Genomic DNA, 20,835 nt, shown 5'->3' with positions numbered 1-20,835 from the left:
GTGCTGACCGGACTGGCCGCCGCGCCGGACCCCGCAGCCGGACACGGCGGCCGTCCTCGCGCCCTGCCGGCGCCGACTGCCGTGTGAGCGTGAGGAGTTCGGCGTCCGAGGGCCCCGTGTCCCGCCTCCCCGTGTCCGGATTCTTGTCCTGCGCGGGCACAGTCCGTCGTCACAGGCAACCCACAGATCCCGTTTCGCTTCCTCCGGGGTGCGAGGGGCTCCCGGTACGGACGGGGCTCCCGCACTCCGAGTGCTGAGGAGTGGACCTTGATCCGTGCCCGGCGAATAGGTGTCACCGCCGTGGCCGCGCTCGCGGCCCTGGCGGGAACACCGGGACTGGCACAAGCCCGACAACCTTCCGAGACAAGACCGTTGACCACCTCCGCCGACAGCGGACTGCCGCCGGGGTGGCAGATCGGCGGCGAGGGCGCCGACCGTGAGCTGGTGTGGCGCTCGCCCCGCCCGGTGCCCGCCGGCGACGCCCGGGTGGAGTTCCACGCGGGCGAGCGAATGCTCGGCGTACCGGAGCCGGGCCGGGACGGCCGCACGTTCCGGCTCGCGCTCGACGACACGGGCGCCGCCCCCCTGAAGGACCTGCGGGTACTCGCGAGCGGACGTCGGCTGGACGCGCCCGCCGGCGACTCCCCCGAGGCGGGACGGCGTTCCCTCGCCGCCCGTCAGCTCCCGGCCCGGGCCCCGGCGAACTCCGTGGACCCCGGCAGACCCGGCTCCTACCGCACGACGTCCGGCGAGTACGACCTGGCGCCCGTGAAGCTGCCGGGCTACGCCGAACCCGTCGAGATGAAGGCCCTCGTGGTCGCCCCGAAGGGAGCCACCGGCAAGCGGCCGCTCGCCCTGTTCCTGCACGGCCGTCACTCCACCTGCTACAAGCCGGGCGCCGAGGAGGACGTGACCGGGGACTGGCCCTGCCCGGCCGGGATGAAGCAGATCCCCAGCCACAAGGGCTACCTCGAGGATCAGCGTCTGCTGGCGTCCCAGGGGTACGTCACCGTCTCGATCTCGGCCAACGGCATCAACGGCCAGGACTGGGCGGCCGAGGACGCCGGAGCCCAGGGCCGCTCGTCGCTGGTCCGCCGACACCTGGCCAGGTGGGCCGACTGGGCGGCGCACCCGGCCGCCGCTCCGGCCGTGGTGCGCGACGCACCCCGGGCCGACCTCTCCAAGGTCCTGCTCGTCGGCCACTCGCGCGGCGGCGAGGGCGTCAACCGGGCGGCGATGGACAGCCTCTACCCGCCGCCCGCCGCCCAGGACGGCTACCGGGGTCCGGTCCGCTGGAAGATCCGCGGCACCGTGCTCGTCGGACCGACGATCTTCGGCCAGAATCCGGTGGCCGACGTCCCGTCCGCGACCATCCTGCCCGGCTGCGACGGCGACGTCTCCGACCTCGAGGGCGAGACGTACCTCGACGGCACGCGCGGGGTCAGCCGCGGCGCCGCCCTGCACAGCGCCGTCTACGTGGTCGGCGCCAACCACAACTACTTCAACAGCGAATGGACCCCCGGTCAGGCCGAGGCCCCGGCCTGGGACGACTTCTACGACGACCCCGACGACCGGGACCCGGTCTGCTCGACGGGCGCCCCGACCCGGCTGACCGCCGACCAGCAGCACCGGGCCGGCGCGACCTACATCGCCGCCGCGGCACGGCTGTTCGTCGGCGGCGACGACCGGGTCCGCCCGCTGCTCGACGGCACGGGGCTGCGTGCTCCCTCCGCCGACCCGGCTCGCGTCCTGACGCACGCGGTCGGCGCCCGGCGCACGGGCGGCTTCGTGCCCGACGGCGGGGTCGAGGTGACCGGCGGCCGGGTGTGCTGGGCCGACCCGGACCCGGCGAAGGCCTGTCTGGACGAGAACACCCCGGGAAGGTCACCGCACTTCGGGTGGTGGGACCTGGAGAAGGACAGCGCAAAGAGCGCGGTCGCCCTGCAGTGGTCCGCGCCGGGCAGGCCGACGAGGATCACCTCTCGCGTTCCGGTCTCCCTGGTCGGCGCCAGGAGCCTCGCGCTGCGCGTGTTCGTGCCGCCGAACACCACCGGAACCCGCTGGGACGTGTCCGTCACCGACACCGCAGGCCGCCGCGCCGAGCTCGGCCGGGTCACGGCCGACGGGCTGCCCGGCTCCTCCCGCACGGCCTCCTACTGGGCCCGCGAGCTGCGGGTGCCGCTGACCGCCGCCACCCGCGCCGGACTCGACCTCGGGCATGTCAAGTCCCTTGTTCTGACGCCGCGTTCGGCGTCGGGGAAGGGATGGTTCATGGACGCCTGGGGCTGGGCGCCCGGCATGCCCGCGGTGAAGGCGGCGGCGCTGCCGCGCATCGACATCGGCCGGCTCACGGTCAAGGAGGGCGACTCCGGCACCCGCACCTACCGCGTCCCGGTCCAGGTGTCCGGACACGGCGCCGGCAAGGCCCGCTTCTACGTCCTCGACCCGCAGACCGGCGAGCCGACGGAGAAGGTGCTCACGGTCCGGCCCGGAGTCACCCCGATCGACGTACCGGTCGCGGTGAACGGCGACACCCTGTTCGGCAACGACGAGGCGCGGGACCTGCTCGTGAAGGCCGTGCGCGGCGCGGTCGTCGGCTCCTTCCGGGGCGGGGTCACGGCGCAGAACGACGACCCGGCGCCGAGGGTGACCCTGGCGCCCGCCGTGCGGGCGACCGAGGGCGAGCCGCTGACCTGGCGGATCTCGCTCTCCGAGCCCGCCGAGGTACCCCTGTCGTTCTCGCTGCCGCTGATGCCGGTCACCGAGGGGGCCGAGCTGTCCACCAAGGACGTGGACCCGCAGTGGCTGGCCGACGTCTCGGGTCGGCAGCCCGACCCGGAGGTCCCGCTGTCCCAGGTGGAGATGTACGTCGGTGTGGACGTCGCGGCCGGGGCCACGAGCGCCGAGTTCGGCATTCCGACGGTGAAGGACCAGGTGGCCGAGCCCGAGGAGTCGGCCCGTCTGGCTCTGACGGACGACATGGGCGAGCCGCTGCCGGACACCCCGACGGCGACCGGAACGGTCGTGGACGCACCCTGACGCGCCCCGCCCGGGCGCCGCGGGTGAGGGAGGGGGCACGGACCGGACGGTCCGTGCCCCCTCCCCTTGCGCGCTCACAGGGTGATGCGGATCCCCACGGTGCCGTCCAGCCCCCGGCGCAGCCTGCTGCCGAGCAGGGTGAGCCGGCCCAGGACGCCGTACTTGCGGGCGAGCAGCGCGCGGTAGCGGGCGGTGGTCTGCGCGTCGCAGATCGAGGCGGTCGCCGGGACCTGCTGGCCGGTGGGGTTGCCCCGCACGTCGCAGGGGCCGACGAGGACGTCGCCGCGGGCCCGGATCCGCTTGACCTTCCAGGCGTCGGCGGCCGACCAGGCCCCGAGCGCGTCGCCGTCGCGCACCACCCACACGGGGGTGGCGACCCCGGTCCCGTTCTTCCGATAGCTGGTGATCAGCAGGTACTTGCCCGCGGCCAGCCGGTCGATCGCCTTCTCGTCCATGTCCGCAGTCTAGGCAGCGGGTCGCGTCACCACCTGGGCAGCGTCGGCTCGTAGTCCGGCCGGACGCGTCGCATGTAGCCGGTGTCGTCGCGCCGCCGCATCCCGGAGTCGAGGTAGCGGCGGTGCAGCCGGTCGAGGGCGTCGAGGTCCAGCTCCACGCCGAGGCCGGGCCCGGTCGGCACCGCGACCTCCCCGTCCTTCAGCTCCAGGACGCCGGGGACGATCACGTCGTCGCCGCCGTTCCACGGATAGTGGGTGTCGCAGGAGTGGTCGAGGTTCGGGATGGCGGCGGCGACGTGCGTCATGGCCGCGAGGCTGATGCCCAGGTGCGAGTTGGAGTGCATGGACAGGCCGATCCCGAACGCCTCGCAGACGGCGGCCAGTTCGCGGGTGCGGCGCAGTCCGCCCCAGTAGTGGTGGTCGGTGAGGAGCACCTGGACGGCGTTCTGCTCGACGGCCGGCCTGAGGTGTTCCCAGGCGATCACGCACATGTTGGTGGCGAGCGGCAGCGGCGAGTTCTTCGCGACCTCGGCCATGCCCCCGATGGTCGCCGTCGGATCCTCCAGGTACTCCAGCACGCCGTCGAGCCGGCGGGCGACGTACGTCGACGTCTCCACCGTCCAGGCGGTGTTGGGGTCCAGTCGCAGGGGCTGCCCGGGGAAGGCCTGCGCCAGCGCCCTGATCGCGTCGATCTCCTCGTCCGGCGGGAAGACCCCGCCCTTCAGCTTGAACGAGCGGAAGCCGTGGCGCTGTCGCATCAGCCGGGCCTGTTCGACGATCCCGTCCGGGTCGAGGGCCTCGGGCCAGTCGTCGCCGATGGCCGGCCGGCCGTCGAGCGCGGGGTGTTCGGCCCACTTGTAGAAGAGGTAGGCGGCGAAGGGCACGGAGTCGCGCACCCGTCCGCCGAGCAGGTCGCTCACGGGCCGGCCGAGGAGTCTGCCCTGGGCGTCCAGGCAGGCGACCTCGACGGCCGAGGTGGTCCACCCGCGCTCGTGGGAGCTGGGCACGGCCGGCAGCAGGGCCCCGTCGATCGCGGCGGCGAGGGCGGTCGTGTCGAAGACGTCCATGCCGACGACCGTCCTCGCGGCGATCGCCAGCCGTTCCAGGCGCGCCTCGCCGCCCGGCGACTCGCCGAGCCCCACCGTGCCGTCCTCCAGGACGAGTCGGAGGATCACGCGCAGCGCGAGCGGTTCGTGGACGCCGGCCGAGTTCAGCAGCGGCGGGTCGGAGAAGGCGATGGGCGTGACGATCAGTTCGCGGATGCGCGTGGCGGAGGTGTTCATGCGGCGACCGCCTCCAGTCCTCGGCCGATGAGCCGGGCGAGCCGGGCGATGTGCTCGGGGCCGGGATCGACCAGGGGCGCGCGTACGCCGCCCACGTCGAGCCCGCGGATCGTCACTCCGGCCTTGACCAGGGACACGGCGTATCCCGGGACCTCGTCGCGGAGGGCGACGAGGGGGCCGTAGAACACGTCGAGGAGGAGGGTGACGAGGTCGTCGTCCCCGTCCGCCAGGGCCCGGTGGAAGGCGAGGGCGATCTCGGGGGCGAAGGCGAAGACGGCCGAGGAGTAGAGGCCGACGCCGATGCCCCGGTAGGCGGGGGCGGTCATCTCGGCGGTGGGCAGGCCGTTGAAGAACTGGAAGTCCTCGGCGCCCGGCACGGCCCGCACCGCGCGCACGACGCGGTGCATCCGCTCGACGTCGCCGATGCCGTCCTTCAGCCCGACGACCCTGGGCAGGGCCGCGATCTCGGCGGCCGTCGTCTCGGTGAGCCGGACGGTCGAGCGTTGGTAGAAGACGACGGGCAGGTCGGTCGCGGCGGTGACCTCCTCGACATAGCGGACCAGGCCCCGCTGGGGAGCGGTGACCAGGTAGGGCGGCAGCAGCAGGATGCCGTCGGTGCCGGCGCGCGCCACGCGCTCGGCGTGGTCGCGGGCGACGGGGACGGGGCCGCCGGCGGCCGCCAGCACGGGGACGCGTCCGGCGGTCGTCTCGACGGCGACCCGGGTGGCGTGTTCGATCTCGTCCGGGGTGAGGGCGTGGAACTCGCCCGTCCCGCAGGCGACGAACACCCCGCCAGCGCCCGCCGAGACACCGGCCTCGATGTGCCGGGCGAGCCGTTCCCCGTCCAGCGAGCCGTCCGGTGCGAACGGCGTGACCGGGAAGAACAGCACTCCTTGGAACTTCATGTCTCCCTCGTGACTACGTGGATGGCGTGGGGGTCTGTACCGGACGCGTCAGCCCTTGGTGGCTCCGGCGGCGATGCCGGTGACCAGCGAGCGCTGCAGGAGCAGGTAGACGATCAGGCTGGGGACGAGGGCGATGACCGCGCCCGCGAGGACGACGCCGGAGCCGACCTCGGGGTCGGTGCGCAGGATGGACAGGGCGACGGTGACCGAGTAGTCGGTGGGGTCCTTGGAGGCGGTCAGGGGAAGCAGGTACTGGTCCCAGATCATGACGGACCCGAGGACGCCGGCGACGCCGAGCGCGCGGGCTTGCACAGCGGCAGGATCACCTGCCAGAGCATGCGGAACTCGCCCACCCCGTCGAGGCGGGCGGCCTCCTCGATCTCGGTGGGGATGTCCTTCATGGACGTCGTTTCCGGCCGGTCCGGCGGGGCCTGGACCACCTCGAACCTGTCCTTGCCGAGGGCCTGGTCGAAGGTGGCGATGTTGTAGGGGCCGGTGAGGTACATGCCGGCGTTGCCGTCCTGGAAGCCACCAAGGACCTGCCGGCGATCGCCCATGAGCACCTCCAAGCACCTCCGTTCACATCCATGAACCGGCTTCACGAATCTAAATTGAGCGCCCAAGCTACGAATGGTTTCAGCCGTATGTCAAGACATGGCCGGGACATGGCCGGACCGTGACGGGAGGGGCCGCGGAACCGCCGCCGCCGGACGCCTCTTCACCACGTCGCCGCCCCGCCGGAACGGATCCGGCGGGGCGGCGACCGGACCGCAGGACCTGCGGATCAGCGCAGGGCGGCCGCCATCCGCCGGACGCCCTCGGTGAGGATCTCCGGCGAGGTCGCCAGGTTCAGCCGAACGTGCCCGGCCCCTCCGGTGCCGAAGTCGCAACCGGGACTGAGGGCCACCCGGCCCCGCTCGAGGAAGACCGCGGCCGGATCGTCGCCGAGGCCCAGTGCCCGGCAGTCCAGCCAGGCGAGGAAGGTGGCCTCGCCCGGCCGGTACCCGACGCCGGGCAGGTGTTCGGCCAGCAGGGCGCGGAGCAGCCGCCGGTTGTCGTCGAGGCCGGCCAGCAGGGCGTCCAGCCAGACCGCGCCCTCGCGCAGGGCGGCCGTGTGCGCGATGACGGCGAGGTGGCTCGGTCCGTGGCCCACCTCCTCGGGCATCCGGGCCAGGTCCGCGGCCGCCTCGGGACCCGCCACGGCCAGGGCCGACTTGAGCCCGGCCAGGTTCCAGGCCTTCGACGCCGACATCAGCGACAGCCCGCTCCCGGCGCCGGGCACCGCGAGATAGGGCACGAAGTCGGCTCCCACCGCGGTGAGCGGCGCGTGGATCTCGTCGACGACCACCCGCACGCCGTACCGTGCGGCGAGCGCGGCGACGGCGGCCAGTTCCCCGGCCGTGTGCACGGTGCCGGTCGGGTTGTGCGGGCTGCACAGCAGGTGCGCGGCTCGCCCGCCGCCCGCGACGGCCCGCTGGTAGGCCTCCTCCAGCACGTCGAGGTCGAGCCGTCCGTCCGGGCCCAGGGGAGCCTGGGCCACCCGCCGGTCCAGGTGCTCGACGAACGAGAAGAACGGCGGGTACACGGGCGGGTTGACGACCACCGGATCACCGGGACCGGTCACCAGCTTCAGCATCTCGACGACGCCCAGCATCACGTCGGGCACGAGGGCCGTCCGCTCGACCGCCGGCCCGTCCCAGCCCCACCGCCCGGCGGCGAAGACGGCCAGCGCCTCGGCGTAGGCCGTCCCCGCCGGATAGCCCGTGTCACCGAGCTCGAGCGCCCGCGTCACCGCGCGGACCACCGGCTCGGCGAGCGGCACGTCCATCTCCGCCACCCACAACGGCAGCACGTCGTCCGGGTACGTGCGCCATTTCATGCTCGTACGGCAGCGGAGCTGCTCCAGCGTCAGCGCCTTTAAAGGGTTTGCCTCACCATGCGTCTTGTGCGGGATGCTGGTCATGGGGCACAAGATAGGGGGCTGTGGTGTGACCTGGGATCATGTGAACGGGACAGGTGCGGCGGACGCCGGTGCAATCCCCGAGGTCGCCTGCGACGAGTCGGGTTCGGACGGGGAGAACCTCACCGGCGGAAACACCGACGTGTTCGCCCACGCCAGTGTGCTGCTGCCGGCCGAGTCCGCCGCCGGTCACGTGCAGGAGATCCGCGATCGCATCCGTTCGCCGGCCGAGGAGTACAAGGCGAACCATCTGCTCCGGGAGAAGCACCGATCGGTCCTGGAATGGCTGCTGTCACCGTCGGGTCCGCTGTCCGGACACGCCCATGTGCATCTCGTGGAGAAGGCCTATTTCGTGGTGGACCGGGCCGTCGACCTGCTGCTGGACGACCCGGAGACGGCCGTGTCCCTCTTCCGGCAGGGCCGGCGGACCTTCACGGCAGCGGAATGGACGCAATTCCTCGCGGCGGCCAACCAGTTGCTGCGGGTACGCCACGAGGGGCCGCCGGACGTGCCCGTCGACCACTTCTTCCACACGGTCGAGGAACTGCGCCGGAGATATCCGAGGACACGGGCGGCGCAGACCCTCTCGCGGCTCTCGGGACAACGGTCCCGCGCGCTGTCCTACCGCGCCCGCATCCAGGACGGGCCGTTCGTGCTCACCCCCGTCCTCAATCCGCTGCTCCCCTCCATCGTGCACACGGCGGCCCACTGGAGCGCCGGCGGCCGTCCCGTCCGTCTCGCGCACGACCGGCAGAACATGCTCACTCCGGAGCGGATCGCCTGGATCGAGGAGGCGGCCCGACGGCGGGGCATCCGGCTCGCCGGCATCCGCCTCGTGGTCGCGCGGCTCGACCCGCGGGTGCAGCTCGCCGACTTCCTCGCCGGAATCGCCCGCAAGGTCGCCTCCGACGAACTCAACGGCCACGGCGACCCCCGGCTCACCGCGCTGCTGCGCCCCTACACCGGCGCGGCGGCCGTCTGGGGCGACGAACGGAGCTGGGCGCGACTCGGCCCGGCGGCGGAATCGGGAGGACGGGCGACACCGGTCGACTCGGGCGTCCAGATGGCCGGACGACCGAGCCCGTCGACCTCGTCACTTCCGGAGGCCGTGGCCCGCCGCCCCTGAGGTGATCGCTCCCGGGCTGAACGCTGCCGGGCCCCGGCACGTATCCAGGTGAGGGCGCTCAACGACCGGAGAGCCCCGCGGTGTTGAGACCGCGCGATCAGGGTTTCGGGAGCCATGCATGAGGCACGTACGACGACGGACCGTCCGGCGAGTGACCCGGCTGGCGGCGGTCGGCGGACTCCTCCTGGGAGGGGCAATGGTCACGCAGGCGGCCATGGCGAGTGAGCCGCCCGCCGCACCGGTGACGCCGCGCAGCTCCGCCGAGTCCGTCGTCACGAATCCGGGAGCGGCTCTCGTCGAGAAGTTCGGCACCGCCCGTACCGCGGGCACCTGGCTCGGCTCCGACGGACGTCCGGTGGTCGCGGTCACCGACGACGCGACGGCCGACGCCGTCCGGGCGGCGGGCGTGGAGGCGAAGGTCGTCTCGCACAGCATGAACGAGCTCAAGTCGGCAGCGGCGACCCTGCGGTCGGCTCCCAAGGTGCCCGGTACGGCATGGGTGATGGACTACCGGACCAACCAGGTCGTCGTGCAGGCCGACAGCACCGTGTCGGCCTCCGACTGGTCGCGGCTGACGGACACGGCCGCCGGCATCGGCAGTTTCGTGCGCATGCAGCGCACCGGCGGCGAGTTCACCACCCGGATCAACGGCGCACAGCCCATCCTGTCGACCGGCGGACGCTGTTCGGCCGGCTTCAACGTGACCAACGGGACGAGCGACTTCATCCTGACCGCCGGGCACTGCGGGCCGACGGGCTCGACCTGGTTCGCCGACAACCAGGCCAAGCAGCAGGTGGGCCAGACGGTCAACTCCAACTTCCCCGGCAGTGACTTCTCCCTGGTGCAGTACGCGAGCGGCAAGGCGGGCGACGGCGCCGACGTGGTGGCGATCGGCAACGGCAACGGGGTGCGCATCACGGGCACCGGTGACGCGGCCGTGGGCCAGCGGGTGTTCCGCAGCGGCAGCACCAGCGGGCTGCGCGACGGCCAGGTCACCGGCTTGGACGCGACGGTGAACTACCCGGAGGGCACGGTCAGCGGTCTCATCGAGACGAACGTGTGCGCCGAACCCGGCGACAGCGGCGGCCCGATGTTCTCCGAGGGCATCGCCCTCGGCGTCACCTCGGGCGGCAGCGGCGACTGCAAGACCGGGGGGACGACCTTCTTCCAGCCGGTCACCAAGGCGCTGGCCCAGCTCGGCGTTCAGCTGATCGTGGCCGCGCCGTCCGACAACGCGCAGGGCGGCACGCCGACCTCGTCGGCCGATCCCGCGCCGTCCGGCTCCCCCACCCAGGCGGCGATCGCCCCGGGCTCCGCGTCCCCCGGCTCGACGACTCCGGTGACGGGCGTCGGAGACAGCGTGTCCCTCGCCGCGCGACTCACCGACCCCAGGAACATCGGCCCCGGTCTGCTGGTCATCGCGGGCAGCATGGTCGCCCTGGTGGCGACCCGCTACATCCGCGCGGAGCAGGACCGCAAGGCGTACCAGCGCTACTACTCGGCGACCTGGGGATGACCTCGTCCGAGCGCCGGAACCGGGTGGGGCGAACGGGTGTGGCGATCGCCACACCCGCCCGGCCCGGCGGGCGCCGGTCGGCGGGATCATGTGGGAGTGCCGGTCCTGGGACGGCATGGCATGCGGACGGCATGCGAAGGACGAGTGGACGACGAGACCGTGGAGGACGGCCCGAGGGCGGTGCGGGGAGGGCTCCCGTGCGCCCGGTGGTTCTCAGGGCGGGGCTCCCGTGGACGGCCCCGCGGTCGGGTGACCGTCAGGCCGCCTCGACGGTCTGCGGAGCGGCGGCCCACTCCAGGACGAGCCGCTGGTACTCCTCGCGCTGCTCGACGCTCAGTGTCCCGCCCGACCGGAACCACAGGGCCCGGATCTCCTCGTTGACCTCAGCAGCCGATCGCTCGGAGAGGGTTTCAACAGTGGTGGACATGATGTGAATCTTAGGGCGTCCGACGTGAAGGCCGCGTGAGTCATCCCGAATCAACCGGACATATCGGACGTGTTGCTGGTCACGTCCTCTGTCAACCCTTTCGTCGGAGTTCCGGCCCGCCCGTCTTCGACCGCGGTCCACGCGCGGGCGCGCCCAGGGCGTGACGCCCGGGACACGCCGGGCGTCCGCGCCGTCTCACGGGCCCGAGGGGGATCAGGTGCCCGGCTTGCGGCCGTACACGAAGACGTCGTCGCCGTTCTTCAGCAGCGACCAGTACTTCTTGGCGGCCGTCGACGTCATGTTGACGCAGCCGTGGGAGCCCGGGGGGTTCCACATGCTGACGCCGACCGAGTGGAAGGCCTGCCCGCCGTCGAAGAACTGGCTGTAGGGCATGGGCACGTTGTAGATGGTCGACACGTGGTTGAGGTGGCGCCAGTAGATCTTCTTCAGGCCGGTGCGGGTCTCGTACCCGTTGCGGCCGGTGCGGACCGGGACCGGCCCGTAGACGAGCCTGCTGCCGTCCTGGATCCAGCTGATCTGCAGCGTGAGGTTGACGCAGGCGATGCGGCCCTTGTTGGTCGGGCAGGCGCCAGACCTGTTGGGGTTGCTGCCGACCGCCTTCTGCTTGTTCATGAGGTCCATCACGCCCCACGTGACCGGCCCTGCGTAGCCGATGTTCGGGGTGATGCCGTGCTTGTTCTGGAAGGCCTGGATGGCCTTGCAGTCGGTGCTCGACTGCCTGCCGTCGACGGGCCGGCCGAGGAACTTCTCCACCTGCTTCTGATACGGGCCGGCCTGCGTCGTACAACTGGCGGCCTGGGCCGGCGCCGCGCCCAGCGCGAGCGTCAACGGCGCGACGAGCCCGGTGACCCCGAGCGCGACGACCCCTCGTCTGCGTATGTCCCCCATGGTTGCCCTCTCCCTGGCACGTGGTACGTGGTGGCGATCTCGCAGTTCTAGACCGCTCTACGCGGGCGGCGGTTGTACTGCGACGCAGGCTGTGACGAAACGGTGAACTAACGTCCGCCCCGGCCTCGGAGGGGCAGCCTACGGCCGGCCGCCGGCCCGGTCGCCGGCGGCCCCAGGGACGAGCGACGGCTCAGCGGTAGCCCGCCGTGTCGGCCGGCTTTCCCGCGTCCTGGACTTCGACGAGGTAGCGCCAGGCGTCCGGTCGGCTGCCGTCGAGGTCGGTGAAGCCGTACTCCTGGGCGAGGCCCCCGCTGGAGAGGGACCGGCCGTTGAACCGGGCGACGCCGGGGTCGGCGGCGAGCGCGGCGACGGCCCGGCCGACGTAGCGGGGCGTCTCGGAGATGGCGAAGTGGGGGACGCGATCGAGGGCGTCGCGCCAGTTGGCCTCCTCCACGCCGAACTGTTCGAGCATCAGCTCCGAGCGCAGCCAGCCGGGGGTGAGCGCGACGGCGGTCGCGCCGCGGGGCCCGAGCTCGTGGGAGAGGGCGAACGCCATGCGCAGGACGGACGCCTTGGCGAGGTCGTAGAAGAAGTTCACGCGGTAGGTGTCGCGGTTGTACTCGGCGGTGCCGTCGGTCATCTCGACGACCAGCCCGCCCGGCCGGCGCAGCAGGAGCGGCAGGGCGTGATGGCTGGTGACGGCGTGGGTCTCGACGGCGAGCCGCAGCAGCCGCAGCCCGTTGTCGAGGTCGTGCTCCCAGACCGGGGTGTCCCATTCGAAGAGCTTGTCGCCGCCCCAGACGTCGTTGACGAGGACATCGAGGCGGTCCTGTTCGCCGGCGATGCGGTCGACCAGGGCGCGCACCCGGTCGGGGTCGAGGTGGTCGGTGGGAACGGCGATGCCGTGGCCGCCCGCCTCGGTCACCAGGTCGGCGGTGTCCTCGATCGTCTCGGGGCGGTCGTACTCGGAGCGCCGGTCGCGGGTGGTGCGTCCGGTCACGTAGACGGTGGCGCCGGCCGCCCCCAGTTCCACGGCGATGCCCCGTCCCGCGCCCCGGGTCGCCCCCGCGACCAGTGCGACCTTGCCTTCCAGCGGCCCAGACATGTCCGGCCTCCCTCTTCCCGTGCGAGTGGTGTCGCCTCGAGGGTCCCGGGAAAACCGGACGTCTTCTGTCGTCTTTCGGCGGCGGTCACCCGGCCGGGCGCAGCCGGCCGGCCGGGACGGCGTCGTCCGCCGGGTCCCCGCGCCGATGGCGGGGGCCGGCGGCGGGGCGACGCCGTGCGCCGTGCGTCAGTGCCCCCGGGCGATCCAGTCGTCCAGGTGGGGCGCCTCGGCGCCGATGGTCGTCGTGTCCCCGTGCCCGGTCAGCACCTTCGTCTCGGGCGGGAGGGCGAGCAGCCGGTCCCTGATGGACGTGATGATCGTCGGGAAGTGGGAGTAGGAGCGGCCGGTGGCGCCGGGGCCGCCCTGGAAGAGGGTGTCGCCGGTGAACAGGACGCCGAGCCCCGGTTCGTACAGGCACACCGCACCGGGCGCGTGTCCGGGGGTGTGCAGGACCGTCAGGTCGACGCCGGCGGCCTCGATGACCTGGCCGTCGGCGAGGTGGGCGTCCGGCTCGCGGTCCGGGTGGGTGAGCCTCCACAGCGGAAGGTCGTCGGGGTGCAGCCAGATGGTCGCGCCGGTGAGGTCCGCGAGGGCGGGGGCGGCGCCGACGTGGTCGTTGTGGGCGTGGGTGCAGACGATGGCCGTCAGCCGCCGGTCGCCGACGGCCTGCGCGATGGCGGCCGCGTCGTGGGCGGCGTCGATGACGACGGCCTCGTGGTCGTCGCCGACGATCCACACGTTGTTGTCCACGTCCCAGGTGCCGCCGTCGAGGCTGAACTGTCCCGAGGTGACCAGGCGTTCGATGCGCGCGGTCATCACAGCACCACCACCGAACGCAGGACGTCTCCCTGGTGCATCCGCTCGAACGCCTGCTCCACCTGGTCGAGTTCGATCGTCTCGGTGACGAACGCGCCGAGGTCCAGGCGGCCCTGCAGATGCAGGTCGATCAGCATCGGGAAATCACGGGAGGGCAGACAGTCGCCGTACCAGGACGACTTGAGCGCCCCGCCGCGGCCGAACACGTCCAGCAGGGGCAGTTCGAGCTTCATCTCGGGCGTGGGCACGCCGACGAGGACGACCGTGCCGGCGAGGTCGCGGGCGTAGAACGCCTGCTTGTACGTCTCGGGGCGGCCGACCGCCTCGATCACCACGTCCGCGCCGAAACCGCCGGTCAGTTCGCGGATCGCCTCGATCGGATCGGTCTCCTTGGAGTTCACGGTGTGGGTGGCGCCCATACCGCGTGCCTTCTCCAGCTTGCGGTCGTCGATGTCGACCGCGATGATCTTCGCCGCGCCCGCCAGCCTGGCCCCTGCGACGGCCGCGTCACCGACCCCGCCGCAGCCGATGACCGCGACCGAGTCTCCGCGGCCGACGCCGCCGGTGTTGATCGCCGCGCCGATGCCCGCCATCACGCCGCAGCCCAGGAGTCCGGCCACCGCCGGCGACACCGACGCGTCGACCTTCGTGCACTGCCCGGCCGCCACGAGGGTCTTCTCCGCGAACGCCCCGATGCCGAGGGCCGGGGACAGCTCGGTGCCGTCGGTGAGGGTCATCCTCTGCTCGGCGTTGTGGGTGTCGAAGCAGTACCAGGGACGTCCGCGCAGACAGGCACGGCACTGCCCGCACACGGCCCGCCAGTTCAGGATCACGAAGTCGCCCGGAGCGACGTCGGTGACGCCCTCGCCCACCGACTCCACCACGCCGGCCGCCTCATGGCCGAGCAGGAAGGGGAACTCGTCGTTGATCCCGCCCTGCTTGTAGTGCAGGTCCGTGTGGCAGACCCCGCAGGCCTGGATCTTCACCACGGCCTCACCCGGACCCGGGTCCGGGATCACGATCGTCTCCACCCGCACCGGCTCGTTCCGGCCCGGCGCGATCACTCCGCGCACTTCCTGCGGCATGCTGCCGCCCCTTTCCTCGGTGGTCGTCCGTCCCGGTGCCGACCCTACGCGTGACTGATCGTCCGGAGCACGGACGACGGGGCCGGGAAGCGTCCGGAACGCACGCTTCCGGCCAACGCGCCGCGGCCGCCCACGTAGCCTGGTGGCTCCGACCGAACCCCCTCGAGGAGTCCCGTGACCATCGCCCAGACCGCCGGCGACCGGCCCCCTTGGCGGCTGCTGCTCGACTACGTGCGGCCGCACCGCCGGGCCCTGCTCGTGGGGGCGGTGCTCTCGCTCGTCACCGGCGCCACCGGGCTGCTCCTGCCGCTGGTGGCGCGGAAGTTGATCGACGACCTGGGTCATGACCGCGCGATCACCGGCGCGTTGCTCGCCCTGACGGCCCTCGTCGTGGCCAACGCGGCGGTGGGCGCGCTGGGTTCGTACGTGCTGCGGCGGACGGCCGAGTCGGTGGTCCTCGGGGCGCGTCGGGCGTTGTCGTCCTATCTGCTGCGGCTGCGGATCACGGCGGTGGACCGCAGTGAGCCCGGCGACCTGATGGCCCGCATCACCTCGGACACGACACTGCTGCGCGAGGTCACCACCGACTCGCTGGTGGGCCTCGGCACCGGCGGCCTCACGCTGGCCGCCACGGTCGTGATGATGGGCCTGGTGGATCCGGTGCTCCTGGGGGTCACGCTGGCCGTGATCGTGTGCGCGGGGACGGTGCTCGGGGTCATCGTGCCGCGCATCAACCGGGCGAGCCGTCGCGCGCAGGACGCGGTCGGGGTGATGGGGGCCTCGCTGGAGCGGGTGCTGGGCGCGCTGCGCACGGTGAAGGCGTCGGGCGCCGAGCCCCGTGAGGAGGCGACGCTGCACGCGGCCGCGGAGGAGTCCTGGCGGCAGAGCGTACGGGCGGCCAAGTGGTCGGCCGCGGCCGGGAACACGGCGGGACTGGCGATGCAGACGGCGTTCATCACGGTGCTCGCGGTCGGCGGGGCGCGGGTGGCGACGGGAGCCATCCAGATCGGCACACTGGTGGCCTTCCTGCTGTACGTGTTCTACCTGATGTCGCCGATCCAGCAGGTGGTGGGCGCCGTCACCCAGTATCAGACGGGTTCCGCGGCCCTGGGCCGCATCCAGGAGGCCCTGCGGCTGCCCGCCGAACCGGCCTCCCGGCCCGCTCCCCTGCCCGCCTCCGCCGAACCGGCCTCGCTCGCCTTCACCGACGTCCGTTTCCGCTACGCCGACGACCTGCCGTACGTCCACCACGGGGTGACGTTCGCCGTGCCCGCCCGGGGCATGACCGCGTTCGTCGGACCGTCGGGCGCGGGCAAGACCACGGTGTTCTCGCTCATCGAGCGGTTCTACGACCCCGAGTCCGGCACGATCACCCTCGACGGCCGCGACGTCGCCGACTGGGAGCTGGCGCACCTGCGGTCCGCCATCGGCTACGTGGAGCAGGACGCCCCCGTCCTGTCGGGCTCGCTCCTCGACAACCTGATGCTCGGAAACGCCGAGGCGGACGACGACACCGTGCGGGAGGTACTGAAGACGACCCGTCTCGAGGACCTCGTCGCGCGCCTGCCCCAGGGGCTGGACACGCTGGTCGGGCATCGCGGGACGAAGTTGTCCGGCGGTGAGCGTCAGCGGGTGGCCATCGGCCGCGCCCTGCTGCGCCGCCCGCGGCTCCTCCTGCTCGACGAGGCGACCTCGCAGCTGGACGCGGTGAACGAGGCGGCGCTGCGCGACACCGTGGCCGACGTCGCCCGCACGACGACCGTCCTCGTCGTGGCCCACCGGTTGTCGACGGTCACGATGGCGGACCGGATCGTCGTCATGGACGCGGGCCGGGTCCGCGCCGTGGGCACGCACCGCGAACTCGTGACCGGCGACCCGCTCTACGCGGAACTCGCGGCGACCCAGTTCCTCGCGACGACCGACTGAGCCGGCCGGCGTCGGGGCCCGACCGCACGGGTGCGGGGGCCGTCCGGTCGTCCGGACGGCCCCCGCGAGGAGAGGAAGAGGTACGACGCTCAGCCCAGCAGCCCGGTCACGGGGGCGACGAGGTCGGTGACCTGGTGCAGTTCGTTCAGCTGCCCGAGCTGGGTCACCTTGTTGAGTTCGCCCAGCTGCCCTGAGACGGGCGGGAGTTCGGCCCGGTGCTCCTCCGGGATCTGGTCCGCGACGAGCGCGTCCAGCGTGGTCATCGGGTTCAGCCGGCCGGCGGCCGGGGCGTCGGCCGCGCTCGCCATGGGCGCCGCGAGACCCGTGAGGCCGGCGGCGAGAGCAGCGAGAGCGGCGATGCGTCGAGTGGAGATCATGTTCTCAGCAACGCCCCGGACGCCCTCGCGGACACGGGCGACCGCCCACGCTCACCCGACAGGTGGAGCGCACCGGCTGCGCTTGCCGACCCCCGCGGGCGGGAGGAGCCTCGAAGGTGAGGGACCGGCGGCCCGCTCCCCTGGGACGCGGCCCTCGGAGGAGGTCACCATGGGCACCGCGGCAGGCTCCGCATTCGACACCGAGACCCTGCGCAGGGGCGTGGAAGGACAGACCGCGGCGGCATTGCTGTCGCTCTACGCGGACGACGCGGAGCTGCGCGTCGTCGACCACAACTCGCAACCCAGTCGGCCGACGGTGCTGCACGGCCGGGACGAGATCGGCCGGCTGCTCGAGGACGTCTACAGCAGGGACATGACCCACACCCTGGAGGAGTGCATCGTCCAGGGCGACCGTGCCGCCTACAGCGAGTCCTGCCGGTACGCGGACGGCGTGCGGGTGCTCGCCGAGTCGATGATCACGCTGCGCGACGGCAAGATCGTCGAGCAGACGCTGATCCAGGCATGGGACGAGTAGGGAGGAGGACCGCCGGGGTCCAGGTCTCCTCCCGGCCGACCTGGACCTTCTCGGTGACGGCACGGCTGGGACGGTCGCGTCCGGCCCGCTCCCGGCCGACGGCGCCGGCCAGGGCGACGGGCCGTCGGGTCACCGTCGCCCTGCCCGTGGCGCTGCCCGTCGCTCTGCTGCGGACGGCGCTGCGAGCGGCGCGCTCCCGCCCGCCTCGTCCGTCGCCGCGCGCACGTGGATCGCGGTGCGGCCGGACCCGGTGAGCCGGTCGGCCTCGAGGCGCCCGGACGCCGGCCGGTCCGCTTCGCGAGCCTGCCGGCAGCCCGCGGCCGCTCAGTCCGACGCCGACGTGTTCCCGGCGCCGCCCAGGGCGCCTTCGGTCCGCAGGCGCCCCTCCCGCCGGATCACCGCGCCCAGCCTGGCCAGGGCCGCCACGGTCGCGAGGCCGACGGGGACGGCCGGCCAGTACGGGAGGACGTTCCCGAACGCGGCGTTCACCAGGAGCGCGAGCAGCGCCGTCATGCCGACGACGCATCCGAGCGCGCAGGGCCCGAAGCGGTCGTCCCGCCCGAGCCGGACCCGGCCGGTCCATGCCGCCAGGAGCGCGGCGGCCGCGACGGCGAGGCCGACCAGGTAGGCGGTGATCATCGGCATCAGCACGATCAGCGTGACGTCCAGCGGGCCGAAGTGCCAGCCCCGCCACACGTCATGGCCGTCGATCTCCACGACCCGCCCGTGCCACAGGCCCACCACGACCCGCTTGCCCTCCCACAGCTCGCTCGCGTTCACGTCGTGGACCTTGTCGACCGTCTTTCGTCCTTCCGGCAGGGCGAGTTCGATCGTGTACTCGGTGTAGACGTTGTACACGCCGCCGCCGTCCTGTCCGGTGCCCGAGTAGCCGGACGACGTGTGCGAGGTCAGCGCCGTGACGGTCGCCCCGGCGGTGTCCAGGGAACCGTCGGACCGGGCGAGAGAGACGGCCGTCTCCTCGTAGGTGCGGCCGGCGAGCAGCAGGATCAGCGCGACCATGACGAACCGGAACACCGCTCGCCGGACGCGAACCTTCCTGGTCCGGGCCGGCGCCGCCGGCTCGTCCGCGGCGACGGCGTCGGCCGTCCCGCCCGGCTCGCCCGCGCCGCCTGCCCGGCCCGCCTCGCCCGTCTCGTCCGTCCCGCCCGCGACGGTCTCGCTCGTGTCCGGCATGGTTCCCCCCTTGCCCCCGTGCATCGCCAGGCAGGAGGGATGCCCCGCCCCGTCGGCCGTCACACGTCCCCGGTCGCGTTTGTGCCCCGACCGATGTCAGGGGGTGGGGGCCCGGCGTGTCGGTCGGGCCCCCGCCCGGTCCGTCAGTTCAGGGTCCACTTCTGGTTGTCGGCGCCGCCGCACGACCAGAGCACGATCGGGGTGCGGTTAACCGTGGCCGCCCCGTACGCGTCGAGGCACAGGCCGGCGTTGACGTTGGTGATGGTGCCGTCGGCGTTGACGTTCCACTTCTGGTTGTTCTGCCCGGTGCAGTCCCAGACGACGACCTTGGTGCCGTTGGCCGTGCCGTGGTTGTAGGCGTCCAGGCACTTGTTGCCGTACACCACGAGTTCCTTGCGGGAGGTGTACGTCCAGGCCTGGTTGGAGCCGCCGTTGCAGTCCCACAGCTCGGCCTGTGTGCCGTTGGAGATGGTCGAGTCGAACATGTCCAGGCAGCGGCCGGACTGCTTGCCGGTGACGAGGTTCCCGTTCGCGCCGGGCAGCGGCCTGACCGTGATGTCGGCGAGGGCCGGGGCGCCCGTGAAGGTGAGCGTGTTGGCGGAGCCCTTCGAGAGGGCGACCTGGAGGGTGATCGTGCCCTGCGTGGAGCCGGTCGGCGGGAACGAGACGGTCGTCGCGGTCTGGCCGTTGACCCGCAGGGTCGCGGTGCGGGCGGTGGAGGCGGTGTTGGTGTAGGCGACGTCGACGACCTTCAGGCCGGTGCTGCCGACGGCCACGCCGGAGAAGCCCGACGTGCCGGCGTAGGTGCTGCCCGACGCCTCGGTGCCGCCGGTGACGGTGAGCATGACCGAGCCGCCCGCCGGGACGTTGGCCGTGTAGCTCGTGCCGAAGGTGCCGACGTCGGCGCGGGCCCACAGGTCACGGACGGTGGCGGACGCGTTGGTCAGCCCCAGGTCGGACCAGCGGACGGTGATGTTCGCGGCGGCGGAGGTGCGGTTGAGCAGCACCACGGCGCGCTTGCCGGTGCCGGCCAGGACCTTGCCGTACACCTGGAGCCCGCCGGCGTCCTCGGCGACCTTGACTCCCTGCAGGCCGCGCGCGTCCTGGTCGACGGCGATGACCTCGGGGTTCTTGAGGATGTCCGCCGTCTCCGTCGTCATCGTGGCCAGGTTGTTGCCGGCGAGGAGCGGGGCGCCGGACACGGCCCACAGGTTCATGTGGGTGCGGTTCTGGGCGGCGGTGAAGCCGTCCATGCCGACCATCAGCATGTCCGGGTCGTTGTAGTAGCCGGTGTGCTGGGCGGTGGGGTGCACGTTCCGGTCGAAGTTGGTCAGCAGGTTGGTCATGGACGGCTTGTCGCCGAACAGGATGATGTCGTCGTTGGTCCGCCACATCGCTCCCTGTCCGGGCGCCCAGTTCCAGGGGTTCTGCCGGCCCCAGTTGCACAGCGACAGGGTCATCGGACGGCCGGTGGTGGCGGTGGCCCTGGCGATCGCGTCGCTGATGGCCTGGTACGTCGTCCTGGCGTCGAGGCCCTCCGCGTCGCCGCCGCACCAGTCGACCTTCACGAAGTCGAAGCCCCACCTGGAGAACTGGAGCATGTCCTGGTCGTAGTGGCCTTCGCTGCCGCTGCCCGGGGCGGCGGGGCGGCCGGTCGGGTAGTAGTAGCCGCAGCCGTCCTTGCCGGCGTCCGTGTAGATCCCGGCCTTGAGGCCCTTGGCGTGGATGTAGTCGGCGATGGCGCTCATGCCACCGGGCCACTCGGACTCGTCGACGGTGATGTCGCCCCCGCTGTCGCGGGTGCCCTGCCACCAGCCCTCGTCGATGTTGATGTACCGGTATCCCGCCGCCGGCAGACCGGATGCGACGAACGCGTCGACCTGCTGCTTGATGACGTTGTAGTCGATCTTCGCGGCGAAGCTGTTCCAGGAGGCCCAGCCCATCGGGGCGGCGGGAACGGCGATCTGGCGGGAGGTCGCGGCCTGTGCCGGCGCCGGCTGGGCGAACAGAAGGGCGGCGGCCGCCGTCAACAGGAGGGCGAACACGCGGGCGGCGGCCGACCTGCGGCGCCGGACGAGGCTGGAGCGGGGTGGGGGAAGCATGCGGCGGCTCCGGATTCGAACTTCGAAATATCGAACATGGATCGGTGAACCGAACATGGTGCGCGCCGAAGTTAG

Annotated in this window: 19 protein-coding genes; 5 read left to right on the top strand and 14 right to left on the bottom strand. The window is 72.5% G+C overall.

Annotation, left to right across the window (positions count from 1 at the left end):
- Positions 1-267 precede the first annotated feature (267 nt).
- On the top strand, positions 268-3,039 hold the full coding sequence (locus ACZ7DE_RS10325) for a hypothetical protein (protein WP_470759368.1): 2,772 nt from the start codon (positions 268-270) through the stop codon (positions 3,037-3,039).
- Positions 3,040-3,113: 74 nt separating this feature from the next.
- On the opposite strand, the gene ACZ7DE_RS10320 is transcribed toward ACZ7DE_RS10325, so the two are convergent.
- The 6 genes from ACZ7DE_RS10320 to ACZ7DE_RS10295 all read right to left on the bottom strand — a co-directional run bounded on the left by ACZ7DE_RS10320 (position 3,114) and on the right by ACZ7DE_RS10295 (position 7,645).
- A complete protein-coding gene (locus tag ACZ7DE_RS10320; RefSeq protein WP_470759366.1) occupies positions 3,114-3,494 on the bottom strand; it encodes a PPOX class F420-dependent oxidoreductase in 381 nt (126 codons plus the stop codon).
- Between the two features lie 26 nt (positions 3,495-3,520).
- Positions 3,521-4,777 (bottom strand): glucarate dehydratase family protein, encoded by a 1,257-nt coding sequence (locus ACZ7DE_RS10315; protein ID WP_470759364.1) that lies wholly within the window; start codon positions 4,775-4,777, stop codon positions 3,521-3,523.
- Entirely contained in the window at positions 4,774-5,682 is a 909-nt protein-coding gene (locus ACZ7DE_RS10310; protein ID WP_470759362.1) for a 5-dehydro-4-deoxyglucarate dehydratase, read from the bottom strand. Before ACZ7DE_RS10310 ends, ACZ7DE_RS10315 begins: the two co-directional genes overlap by 4 nt.
- A gap of 48 nt (positions 5,683-5,730) precedes the next feature.
- Positions 5,731-5,949, bottom strand: coding sequence for a hypothetical protein (locus tag ACZ7DE_RS10305; protein WP_470759360.1), 219 nt, complete (start codon positions 5,947-5,949; stop codon positions 5,731-5,733).
- The gene (locus ACZ7DE_RS10300; protein WP_470759358.1) at positions 5,946-6,239 is read right to left on the bottom strand and encodes a hypothetical protein; all 294 of its coding nucleotides are present in this window, start codon (positions 6,237-6,239) and stop codon (positions 5,946-5,948) included. The genes ACZ7DE_RS10305 and ACZ7DE_RS10300 overlap by 4 nt, the downstream gene beginning before the upstream one ends.
- 227 nt (positions 6,240-6,466) lie before the next feature.
- Positions 6,467-7,645: a MalY/PatB family protein gene (locus tag ACZ7DE_RS10295; protein WP_470759356.1), complete on the bottom strand. Its 1,179-nt coding sequence runs from the start codon at positions 7,643-7,645 to the stop codon at positions 6,467-6,469.
- Positions 7,646-7,670: 25 nt separating this feature from the next.
- Here ACZ7DE_RS10295 and ACZ7DE_RS10290 point away from each other — a divergent pair, with 25 nt between their 5' ends.
- Both ACZ7DE_RS10290 and ACZ7DE_RS10285 read left to right on the top strand, forming a co-directional pair.
- Positions 7,671-8,768, top strand: coding sequence for a hypothetical protein (locus ACZ7DE_RS10290; protein WP_470759354.1), 1,098 nt, complete (start codon positions 7,671-7,673; stop codon positions 8,766-8,768).
- A 118-nt stretch (positions 8,769-8,886) separates the two neighbouring features.
- Positions 8,887-10,284, top strand: coding sequence for a S1 family peptidase (locus ACZ7DE_RS10285; protein ID WP_470759352.1), 1,398 nt, complete (start codon positions 8,887-8,889; stop codon positions 10,282-10,284).
- A gap of 256 nt (positions 10,285-10,540) precedes the next feature.
- Here the strand turns inward: ACZ7DE_RS10285 and ACZ7DE_RS10280 are convergent, their stop codons facing one another.
- The 5 genes from ACZ7DE_RS10280 to ACZ7DE_RS10260 all read right to left on the bottom strand — a co-directional run bounded on the left by ACZ7DE_RS10280 (position 10,541) and on the right by ACZ7DE_RS10260 (position 14,626).
- Positions 10,541-10,711, bottom strand: a complete 171-nt coding sequence (locus ACZ7DE_RS10280) for a hypothetical protein (RefSeq protein WP_470759350.1) — start codon at positions 10,709-10,711, stop codon at positions 10,541-10,543.
- 213 nt (positions 10,712-10,924) lie between these two features.
- On the bottom strand, positions 10,925-11,620 hold the full coding sequence (locus ACZ7DE_RS10275; RefSeq protein WP_470759349.1) for a L,D-transpeptidase family protein: 696 nt from the start codon (positions 11,618-11,620) through the stop codon (positions 10,925-10,927).
- 190 nt (positions 11,621-11,810) lie between these two features.
- The gene (locus tag ACZ7DE_RS10270) at positions 11,811-12,725 is read right to left on the bottom strand and encodes an SDR family oxidoreductase (RefSeq protein ID WP_470759347.1); all 915 of its coding nucleotides are present in this window, start codon (positions 12,723-12,725) and stop codon (positions 11,811-11,813) included.
- Between the two features lie 186 nt (positions 12,726-12,911).
- Positions 12,912-13,541, bottom strand: coding sequence for an MBL fold metallo-hydrolase (locus tag ACZ7DE_RS10265; RefSeq protein ID WP_470759345.1), 630 nt, complete (start codon positions 13,539-13,541; stop codon positions 12,912-12,914).
- Positions 13,541-14,626 carry an S-(hydroxymethyl)mycothiol dehydrogenase gene (locus ACZ7DE_RS10260; RefSeq protein WP_470759343.1) on the bottom strand — a complete coding sequence of 362 codons (1,086 nt, stop codon included), beginning with the start codon at positions 14,624-14,626 and terminating at the stop codon, positions 13,541-13,543. The genes ACZ7DE_RS10265 and ACZ7DE_RS10260 overlap by 1 nt, the downstream gene beginning before the upstream one ends.
- A 174-nt stretch (positions 14,627-14,800) precedes the next feature.
- On the opposite strand from ACZ7DE_RS10260, the gene ACZ7DE_RS10255 reads away from it, so the two are divergent.
- On the top strand, positions 14,801-16,552 hold the full coding sequence (locus ACZ7DE_RS10255; RefSeq protein WP_470759341.1) for an ABC transporter ATP-binding protein: 1,752 nt from the start codon (positions 14,801-14,803) through the stop codon (positions 16,550-16,552).
- 89 nt (positions 16,553-16,641) lie between these two features.
- Here ACZ7DE_RS10255 and ACZ7DE_RS10250 read toward each other — a convergent pair whose 3' ends face one another.
- Positions 16,642-16,929, bottom strand: coding sequence for a hypothetical protein (locus ACZ7DE_RS10250; RefSeq protein ID WP_470759340.1), 288 nt, complete (start codon positions 16,927-16,929; stop codon positions 16,642-16,644).
- Between the two features lie 169 nt (positions 16,930-17,098).
- Between ACZ7DE_RS10250 and ACZ7DE_RS10245 the strand changes: the two genes are divergently transcribed.
- Positions 17,099-17,464, top strand: a complete 366-nt coding sequence (locus tag ACZ7DE_RS10245; protein ID WP_470759338.1) for a nuclear transport factor 2 family protein — start codon at positions 17,099-17,101, stop codon at positions 17,462-17,464.
- A 324-nt stretch (positions 17,465-17,788) separates the two neighbouring features.
- On the opposite strand, the gene ACZ7DE_RS10240 is transcribed toward ACZ7DE_RS10245, so the two are convergent.
- Both ACZ7DE_RS10240 and ACZ7DE_RS10235 read right to left on the bottom strand, forming a co-directional pair.
- Complete coding sequence (locus tag ACZ7DE_RS10240; protein WP_470759336.1) at positions 17,789-18,658, bottom strand: hypothetical protein; 870 nt, start codon at positions 18,656-18,658, stop codon at positions 17,789-17,791.
- Between the two features lie 143 nt (positions 18,659-18,801).
- Entirely contained in the window at positions 18,802-20,760 is a 1,959-nt protein-coding gene (locus ACZ7DE_RS10235) for a ricin-type beta-trefoil lectin domain protein (RefSeq protein ID WP_470759334.1), read from the bottom strand.
- Positions 20,761-20,835: the final 75 nt, after the last annotated feature.

This window comes from Streptomyces sp. NPDC037083 (genome assembly GCF_055606485.1).
Note: the sequence above shows the minus strand (reverse complement) of the source record. Positions and strands in the feature narration are given on the sequence as shown.

Excerpts from the sequence above, each read along its gene's own strand:
- ACZ7DE_RS10320 (WP_470759366.1), bottom strand. The coding sequence starts at position 3,494 with ATGGACGAGAAGGCGATCGACCGGCTGGCCGCGGGCAAGTACCTGCTG.
- ACZ7DE_RS10315 (WP_470759364.1), bottom strand. The coding sequence starts at position 4,777 with ATGAACACCTCCGCCACGCGCATCCGCGAACTGATCGTCACGCCCATC.
- ACZ7DE_RS10310 (WP_470759362.1), bottom strand. The coding sequence starts at position 5,682 with ATGAAGTTCCAAGGAGTGCTGTTCTTCCCGGTCACGCCGTTCGCACCG.
- ACZ7DE_RS10305 (WP_470759360.1), bottom strand. The coding sequence starts at position 5,949 with ATGATCTGGGACCAGTACCTGCTTCCCCTGACCGCCTCCAAGGACCCC.
- ACZ7DE_RS10300 (WP_470759358.1), bottom strand. The coding sequence starts at position 6,239 with ATGGGCGATCGCCGGCAGGTCCTTGGTGGCTTCCAGGACGGCAACGCC.
- ACZ7DE_RS10295 (WP_470759356.1), bottom strand. The coding sequence starts at position 7,645 with ATGACCAGCATCCCGCACAAGACGCATGGTGAGGCAAACCCTTTAAAG.
- ACZ7DE_RS10285 (WP_470759352.1), top strand. The coding sequence starts at position 8,887 with ATGAGGCACGTACGACGACGGACCGTCCGGCGAGTGACCCGGCTGGCG.
- ACZ7DE_RS10280 (WP_470759350.1), bottom strand. The coding sequence starts at position 10,711 with ATGTCCACCACTGTTGAAACCCTCTCCGAGCGATCGGCTGCTGAGGTC.
- ACZ7DE_RS10275 (WP_470759349.1), bottom strand. The coding sequence starts at position 11,620 with ATGGGGGACATACGCAGACGAGGGGTCGTCGCGCTCGGGGTCACCGGG.
- ACZ7DE_RS10270 (WP_470759347.1), bottom strand. The coding sequence starts at position 12,725 with ATGTCTGGGCCGCTGGAAGGCAAGGTCGCACTGGTCGCGGGGGCGACC.
- ACZ7DE_RS10265 (WP_470759345.1), bottom strand. The coding sequence starts at position 13,541 with ATGACCGCGCGCATCGAACGCCTGGTCACCTCGGGACAGTTCAGCCTC.
- ACZ7DE_RS10260 (WP_470759343.1), bottom strand. The coding sequence starts at position 14,626 with ATGCCGCAGGAAGTGCGCGGAGTGATCGCGCCGGGCCGGAACGAGCCG.
- ACZ7DE_RS10250 (WP_470759340.1), bottom strand. The coding sequence starts at position 16,929 with ATGATCTCCACTCGACGCATCGCCGCTCTCGCTGCTCTCGCCGCCGGC.
- ACZ7DE_RS10245 (WP_470759338.1), top strand. The coding sequence starts at position 17,099 with ATGGGCACCGCGGCAGGCTCCGCATTCGACACCGAGACCCTGCGCAGG.
- ACZ7DE_RS10240 (WP_470759336.1), bottom strand. The coding sequence starts at position 18,658 with ATGCCGGACACGAGCGAGACCGTCGCGGGCGGGACGGACGAGACGGGC.
- ACZ7DE_RS10235 (WP_470759334.1), bottom strand. The coding sequence starts at position 20,760 with ATGCTTCCCCCACCCCGCTCCAGCCTCGTCCGGCGCCGCAGGTCGGCC.